The sequence below is a fragment of the Pseudomonadota bacterium genome (assembly GCA_010028905.1).
Classification (GTDB): Bacteria; Vulcanimicrobiota; Xenobia; order RGZZ01; family RGZZ01; genus RGZZ01.
The window spans coordinates 1-3,030 of the sequence record RGZZ01000554.1; the positions used below are offsets into that span (position 1 = coordinate 1).

1 protein-coding gene is annotated in these 3,030 nt (G+C 65.7%); it reads right to left on the reverse strand.

Annotation, left to right across the window (positions count from 1 at the left end; all coding sequences use genetic code 11):
* Window positions 1-3,022: efflux RND transporter permease subunit (locus EB084_22725; GenBank protein ID NDD31080.1), on the reverse strand; the 3,022-nt coding region annotated here is incomplete at its 3' end.
* Between the last annotated feature and the right edge of the window lie 8 nt (window positions 3,023-3,030).

A 3,030-nucleotide genomic window follows, 5' to 3' on the forward strand; every position in this document is an offset into this window, starting at 1 on the left:
CCATGCCGATGATCATGGCCAGCGCTGTCATGATGACCGGGCGAAGGCGGGTGTGCCCGGCCTCGAGGGCGGAGTCGACGGCGCTCACCCCTTCCCGGCGACGATCATTGGCGAAGGTCACCACGAGAATCGAGTTGGCGGTGGCCACGCCGATGCACATGATGGCGCCCATGAGCGATGGCACGTTGAACGTGGTCCCGGTGAGGAAGAGCATCCACACCACGCCGCAGAAGGCCCCGGGCAGGGCGGTGATGATGATGAACGGGTCGCGCCACGACTGGAAGTTCACCACCATGAGCAGGTACACAAGGGTGATGGCAAACACGATGCCGATGCCCAGGCTGATGAACGATTCGTTCATGCTCATGACCTGACCGCGGGTCACGATGGAGGTGCCGCGCGGCAGGTCTTTCCTCATCTGGCTCAAGATTCGCTGGATGTCGTCGTCCACGGCGCCCAGGTCGCGTCCCTGCACGTTCGCGTAGACGTTGAACACGGGCTGCACGTTGTAGTGGTCGACGTTCATCGTCGAGCGACCGCGTCGCACCGTGGCCAGGTTCGACAGCTGCGTCGAGGGCTGGTTCGTGTCAGCGGCGCGCACCGACGTGCCGAGCAGATCGCCCATGCTTCGCATCAGGTACTGGGGCACTTGCACCGCCACGAGGTAGGCGACGCCGTTCTTGGGGTCGAGCCAGAAGTTGGGGGAGCCCTGGCCACTTCCGGTGAGCGTGAGCAGCAGGTTGCCCGCCACGTTGGCCTGGGTCACCCCGACCGAGAGGGCGCGCGAGCGGTCGACGTCGACATCGATGTCTGGCGCGTCGACGACCTCGTGAACATGCGCGTCGACCACGCCCGGAACGGCCTTGATGGCGGCTGCGATGCGACGCGCGACGCGGATGTTGTCCGGGTCACGCCCCATCACCTGGATGTCGATGGGCGCGGGAAGGCCGAAGTTGAGGATCTGGTTGACGATGTCGGCGGGCTGAAAGAAGAACTCCACGCTGGGGAACGTCTTCGGCAGGGTCTCGCGCAGGCGCTTCACGTAGGCGGCGGTGGGCCCGTGACCGGGCTTCAGGGAGCACATGATCTCGCCCTCGTTGGCGCCGATGGTGGCCGAATCGGTGAACACGAGATTCACCCCGTTGGGGTTGAGGCCGATGTTGGAGAGGGTGAGATCGATCTCGTCCGGCGGGACCTCGCGCCGGATGGCCTTCTCGATGTCGTGGAAGAGCGCGCTCGTGGTCTCGACACGGGTGCCGGCGGGGGCCCGCACGTGGAGGCGGAACGCGCCCGCGTCAACGGTGGGGAAGAAGTCGCGTCCCACGAAGGGGAGCAGCAGCATCGACCAGATCACGAATCCGCCGAAGGTGAGCAGCGAAGCGCGTCGGTTGCGCACGGCCCAGCCGAGCAGCCCCATGTAGCGTGCGCGCGCGCGCTCGAACCACATGTTGAATCGGTCGTGGTACGTCCAGATCAGGGCCGAGAGGCGCCATCCGAGGCCTGTGCCGGTGCGCCCCTCGCGAAGCGCTTCATGGACCTCGATGTCGCGGGGCATGAGCCTGGCGGCAAGAACCGGCACGAGCGTCCGGCTCAGCATGTACGATGCCGCCATGGCGAAGACCACCGCGCAGGCCAGGGGGGTGAAGAGATAGCGGGCCGGTCCGGTGAGGAAGTTCACCGAGACGAACACGATGCAGATGGCGCTGGTCGAGACGAATGTGGGGGTGGCGATCTGGTGCCAGCCGTGGATGACGGCCTGGATGAGAGGGCGCCCCTCTTCGACGTTGCGGTGGATGTTCTCGATCTCGACGGTCGCGTCATCGACCAGGATGCCCACGGCCAGGGCGAGGCCGCCCAGGGTCATGACGTTGAGCGTCTGTCCCATCGCGCCGAGCACGATGATCGACGAGAAGATCGACAGGGGTATCGAGATGGCCACGATGAGGGTGCTGCGCCAGCTTCCCAGGAAGATCAGGATCATGAGCGCCGTGAGCACGGCCGCGACGGCGCCTTCTTCGAGCACGCTGTCGATGGCGGCCTTCACGAAGATCGACTGATCGAGCACGGGCTTCATCTCGAGCTCCGGGGGCACCTGCTTCTTGATCTCTCCCAGCCGCTTCCTGGCCCGCTGCACCACGTCGAGGGTGGAGGCGCCGCCGTTCTTGAGCACGGTGAGGAGGGCCGAGCGCCGCCCATTGATGTTGACGATGTTGCTCTGCACCGCGAAGCCATCGCGCACGGTGGCCACGTCGCCGATGTAGACCATGCCGCCTCGCGTCTGGCGGATAGGCAGGCGATTGAGCTCGCTCACCGCGTCGGTGCTGGCGTTCAGCCGCACGTTGTACTCGGTGTCTCCCATCTTCGCCGTGCCCGCCGCGGGAATCAGGTTCTGCGCGTTCACCGCCGCCACCACGTCGGCGGGGGTGAGGCCCTGGGCGAGCAGGCGCTGCGGGTCGATGTCGACCATGATCTGGCGCACCTTGCCACCGAAGGGAAGGGGCACCGAGGCCCCCTGCACCGTGGCCATCTGGGTTCGGATGCTGTTGAGCCCGATGTCGAAGAGCTGTTGCTCAGAGAGGGTCTTCGATTCGAGGCCGATCTGCAGCACAGGCACGCTCGAGGCGCTGTAGCGCAGGATGAACGGAGGGGTGATCCCAGGGGGGAACGGCTTCAGCAGCGTCTGGCAGATGGCGGTCACCTGCGCCACGCCGGCCTCGATTCGCGCGTGCGGGTGGAAGAACACCCGGATGACGGTGACGCCCAGCAGGGTCTGCGACTCGATGTGCTCGATGTCGTTCACCGTCGTGGTCATGGCGCGCTCGCAGATGGTGGTGACGCGCCTGGCAAGCTCGTCGGCGTTCATGCCGTTGTAGCTCCACACCACGCTCACCACGGGGATGTCGATGTCGGGGAAGATGTCGGTGGGGGTGCGGGTGATGGTGGTGACGCCCAGAATCGCGATGAGCAGCGACATCACGATGAACGTGTAGGGGCGCTGGAGCGCGATCTGGATGATGGACATAAGGGGGA